Origin of the sequence: Moorena sp. SIO2C4 (assembly GCF_010672485.1) — a bacterium.
Lineage (GTDB): Bacteria > Cyanobacteriota > Cyanobacteriia > Cyanobacteriales > Coleofasciculaceae > Moorena > Moorena producens.
The window spans coordinates 1-4,722 of record NZ_JAAHGN010000580.1 but is presented as its reverse complement, the minus strand read 5'-3'; the positions used below and the strand labels follow the sequence as shown (position 1 = coordinate 4,722).

Sequence of the window (4,722 nt, the reverse complement as noted above, 5' to 3'; positions counted from 1 at the left end):
TCCCAAGGCCGGGTTCCCCGGCCTTGGGTCGCACCGCCACGCGAATTTAATTCGCCGACGGAAAGCGCACCTATGGAATTTTACCCATTCACAGATAACTCAAACTATCGAGTTTTTCTGAAGGTCACCCCATATTCTTTGTTGTCAAGGTTTAATTAGTAGGTGGCGATTAGCTCTTAATTTGATGTCCCTACTATACCTAGTATGTCACAGTTAATTGGCAAGCTCCGTTACGACCCTTGCCCCGCTGTCATCCTAGAGATGAAACCTTAGAATAGGGTCGCCTTAATCAATGAGTTTTAACCTTTTTCCGCATAGCCTGCCAACCATAAAGGCGACCCTATTCTTACGGTAACTTCAAGACACTTACCCTATCGGGTAAAGTGCGGGGCTTCTCGCGGTTTAGCTAAGCATATGCGTCTCATCCAGGTTTGGGGGATTTCTCAATAATTTTTAAGAGGAGCGCAACATCACTTTACATTTAGACCTTAGTCCTATGTATTTTGTGAGCCAAATTAAGCCAGATGGTATTGACTTTTGACCAATAACCAAAGAGCGCCCTCGGTAGGATTTGAACCCACGACCCAGGGATTAGAAATCCCTTGCTCTATCCACTGAGCTACGAGGGCATAGCTATATCATACATCAGAAAAAACTGTTTTTGCTTGGCTGGTGATCGGGTACCAGTCTCTGTGTGGCTAATACCTAGTCCTATCAAGGCGCTTTGGGGGTATTCACTCCTGTGTCGGTAAACCATAAACAACTATTATACCAATTTCAAACGGGACAGTCAAGGTCAAGGAGGAACAGGGAACTTAGGATCAAGCAACAATGGCTCCGGTAACAGAAAGCATTCCCCGTTAACCGTTGCCCGTTCCCCGTTCCCGATCTCAGGAGAGCCTTGGGCTTAAGTGGATAGCCACCACAATTATCGATTGCTTGTCTCAATTAGCGGTAAGACTCAAGGCACTTAGCTCGAACCCGAGTTAAGGTAGGTACATAGTCAGTGTCACTGATCAGAACTTAGTCAGACCCTGTCACAAGGATTCTGATCAGGAGATAGTGACTAGTACTCTGTCAAAATTGAATTGAGGGGTAAACTATACTTTTCCGGATTAGGCACGCTTTTACTAGGCATTAGGTATGACTTAACACCTTGCCACCGTGCCACCGTGCGACCTTGCCCTAACCCTCAAAACTAAATTGACAGAGTACTAGGGGGTTAGAACACTTCGTCAACAGCACCCCCTGACCCTGTCAGGAGTCATGTGCCAGTATCATGTTTATTTTGAAAAGGCAGGATGTTGAAATCTCTAGTATTCAGCACCCACAGAGGGAGCAGCAAATCCCGATTCTCAATTACCAGGGGCAAACCTTTCGCCTGCTCAGTGTATTTGGTTCCACTCAGGAAGAGGAAGCCATAGCTTTCTGGCGAGACCTCACCGATAATCGGGGCAAAGCTTGTGTATTGTTGGAAGAACCTGACCGCTACAGCGTTTGGGGAAAAATCCGTCTGGAGCAATTAGGCACTGAACCCAGCTCTGAGGGCACTAGGGTATCCTACATTCAAGCCTGTCTTTTGCTACTACAGACGGTGTATATGGATGTGGAAGACTTCTTAGGAGCTAGACAAGCTGGGTTGTTTCAGAAGGATATCGCCAAGATCTTGATAGATTTAAACTTTCCCCAGGTTGAATCGACCCAAGCTGTACAACAATTGCTCAAAATCGACCCCCTTACCAACTCTGATTTTCCTACCTGGGAAGAACATGATTTGATCACCCTGTTGCAAGAACTCTATCGCTTAGGTAAAGACTATTTTGGCAATACCAACTTTGCTCAGGGGGTTAGCGATATATTGCAGGATATGCCCCCTCAGGAGCAAACTCAGTTTATCAACTGGCTTAACAACTCTGATCTTGGTAATCTATGGCAATAATCTACAATTGAAAATAAGCTTAAGAATCATAGATATTTTAGCTGCCTAACCATAGTCTTATTGTGCTAGTCAGTGATAAGTGTGAAATTCCTTATGAGCAGCTCTGCAGAACGGTCATCAGGTAATCTATCCCCCCTCAGCAGCAATACCATCATCTATGGTGGTATTGCTTGGGCGATTATCTCCCTATTATTCTTCTTGCTGTTTGGGATTACATCCCCTGGGCAAGAAAGTCCATTTTGGTACCTGATTACTACCTACTTTTTAGAATGTATACCCTTCCTAGTAGCAAGTATTCTCTGTTTCAGAAATTGGCGTAGCCCTCAGATTGCCAGTGGACGAAATGTCTGGCTAGGACTTGGTCTGGGGAATCTGTTCTATTTGATGGGTGACTTGATATTCGGTGTGTGGGAGCTGTATTTTCACCTTAACCCTGATGTATCACTAGCAGATGTGTTTTACTTATCGTCCTACGTATGTCTTGGGGTAGGCATGTTTTTAGCAGTTATTCCCAGGCGCTTAAACTTAGAACTTTGGCAAGGGTTAACGATTGTAGCGATTGCCATAGTGGGGATGGCCTTAGCTGCTTTGCTGTTACTTGCCCCTTCCCTCGAATCCAGCACTCCTGAATCTGGTGATTTGATAATTGCGTATTCTATTTCTGACTCGACCACAGCAGTTCCGGTCAAGGACAATAATGCTATGGTCATCTCGGCAGAGCCATCTGAAATAACCAACTCTGAGGCAAATCAGAGTACCGATCATAATTCTCCAAGGTGGGCTATTGAACTTGACAACTCACTGAGTGCCTATTCAAACCAATTGACGACCCTCTACATTGCTTTCGATGTAATTCTGCTGATTATTGCCTCATCCCTACTGTTAGCGTTTTGGGGTGGACGTTTTTCCCAATCCTGGCAAATGATTGCCGCTGCCACATTTTGCCTGTACATTGCAGATATGTGGTTTAAGTATGCTGAGACTAGACCGAACTACGAAAGTGGCGGTTTACCAGAAGTCTTTTTTGTATTCAGTGGTGTATTGTTTGCAATAGGGGCTGCCCTGGAATATCAAATATCGAGCCGTTCCCGTCGTGGTTCACGCAGGCGAGCTGAAAAAGTAGCATGAGTCCAAGAAAACTATCTGATGTCGATAAACAGGACATCCTAGAACTATATCGACAGACAGCAGAGACAACTTCAACGCTGGCTGACCGTTATGGAGTTAGTAACTCCACCATTAGCCGTATCCTTAAGAGCAACTTGTTGGAGCCAGAATACGAGGCTCTAATCCAACAAAAGCGCTCTAATCGTACTGCTGATCATGTTTCCTCTTCTACTGTCAAAACGGCTAAGCCTGTGGTAGATTCAGCAGCTCAATCATCACTAGTTGGACTCGAAAATGAACCATTAGCAAATGAACCATTAGCAGAATCTATCAGTGATTTATTGACTTCAACCTCTACTGATGGACGTCGGCGGCGTAAGCGTTCCTCTGTGGCTACTCAACCACCAGTGGAGGAAGAGGAGCAACATACCCAACTGCAACTAGATATTACCACATCAGGTTCAGATGAAGATAAGTCTGTTGATGACCAAGATGAATTCTTACCTGAGGATAAGGGACTAGCAACTAGGAGATTCGCTGAGTTGCTGGACGAAGATTTAGGGGATTTGGATCAAGATGATGATTTAGAGGATTTGGATGACCTAGATGATCTAGATGACCTAGATGACCTAGATGATCTAGATGACCTAGATGAAGATTGGGACGATGACTTGCCAGATCCTGAGATTCACGAATCCATCAGAACCTCTGTGGCTAAAAGCGGTTCTTACATTGAAATTTTGCCCCTCTCGGAAGCTTCTCTTCCTAAAACCTGCTATTTGGTAGTCAGCCGAGCGGCGGAGTTAATTGCTCGCCCTCTGAATGAGTTTAGCGACCTCGGACAAATTCCTGACGAAGAAGTTCAAGAGACAACCTTGCCAGTATTTGAAAACCATAGGGTAGCACGGCGTTTTTCTAACCGTTCTGAGCGAGTCATCAAGGTTCCTGATGCTCAGATGCTTCAGAAGACCTCTTCCTATTTGCAAGCTAAAGGAATTACCCGATTATTAATTGATGGTCAGGTCTATTCTATTTAATATCAAGTCCCCTGGCTTCTGGGTGAGGGACTTTCGCCCTTAGGGTTTTAGGGAGTCGGGAGTCGGGAGTCGGAATTCCCCCTACTGCTGGCGGAAGGGTGGGAGGGGGGAAGCAAATGGAATGTACTTCATAAGTATTTGAAACGCTATAACTATTGATATAACTTACTTGATATAACTTAAGCGCTTTGAGCGAGGGCAAATAGTTGGTCAGCTGTGGACTCAATCAGCTCCCGTTTAACTAGTCGGTAACGCCAAGATTCTGGTATCCCTTGATATCCATAAAATGCCCCTGCCAATTGTCCGTAAACTGCCCCGGTGGTATCAGCATCATCACCCAAGTTGACGGCTAACAGACAGCCTTCCCGAAACGAGCTACTGTGCTCAAAGGCCCATAACGCGGCTTCTAAGGATTTGACTACATAACCTGTCCCCTTAATTTCTGGGGGCTGGCGGTATTTGAAGGATCCTGTGGCAATTTCGTGTATTTCCCCAACCATTGGGTTTTCTTGCCAGTATTGAGGAATGGGGCAATAGAGTTCCGAAAGCAGTTCTTCTTTGCTTACTCCATTAACTGCTCCCACTAGCAGGGCCCCCAAGTAGACAAGCATCGACAGCGGTTGCTACTCCATGAGTGGA

3 protein-coding genes, 1 tRNA gene and 1 pseudogene are annotated in these 4,722 nt (G+C 45.4%); 3 read left to right on the top strand and 2 right to left on the bottom strand.

Translation table 11 applies throughout. The features are described 5' to 3' along the window. Positions 1-556: 556 nt before the first annotated feature. Positions 557-629, bottom strand: a tRNA-Arg gene (locus F6K20_RS24910). Positions 630-1,279: 650 nt separating this feature from the next. Here F6K20_RS24910 and F6K20_RS24905 point away from each other — a divergent pair. From F6K20_RS24905 to F6K20_RS24895, 3 genes are all read left to right on the top strand, one after another. Beyond that, a complete protein-coding gene (locus F6K20_RS24905; protein ID WP_008179302.1) occupies positions 1,280-1,939 on the top strand; it encodes an Npun_F0813 family protein in 660 nt (219 codons plus the stop codon). A 93-nt stretch (positions 1,940-2,032) separates the two neighbouring features. Further along, positions 2,033-3,067, top strand: a complete 1,035-nt coding sequence (locus tag F6K20_RS24900) for a hypothetical protein (protein WP_008179304.1) — start codon at positions 2,033-2,035, stop codon at positions 3,065-3,067. Further along, a complete protein-coding gene (locus F6K20_RS24895; protein WP_008179306.1) occupies positions 3,064-4,083 on the top strand; it encodes a helix-turn-helix domain-containing protein in 1,020 nt (339 codons plus the stop codon). The genes F6K20_RS24900 and F6K20_RS24895 overlap by 4 nt, the downstream gene beginning before the upstream one ends. 179 nt (positions 4,084-4,262) lie before the next feature. Here F6K20_RS24895 and F6K20_RS24890 read toward each other — a convergent pair. After that, positions 4,263-4,722, bottom strand: a pseudogene (locus F6K20_RS24890) (ADP-ribosylglycohydrolase family protein); the annotation flags it as partial.

Bases quoted from the DNA above. Each gene is read 5' to 3' on its own strand.
- F6K20_RS24905 (WP_008179302.1), top strand. From the start codon at position 1,280: ATGTTTATTTTGAAAAGGCAGGATGTTGAAATCTCTAGTATTCAGCAC.
- F6K20_RS24900 (WP_008179304.1), top strand. From the start codon at position 2,033: ATGAGCAGCTCTGCAGAACGGTCATCAGGTAATCTATCCCCCCTCAGC.
- F6K20_RS24895 (WP_008179306.1), top strand. From the start codon at position 3,064: ATGAGTCCAAGAAAACTATCTGATGTCGATAAACAGGACATCCTAGAA.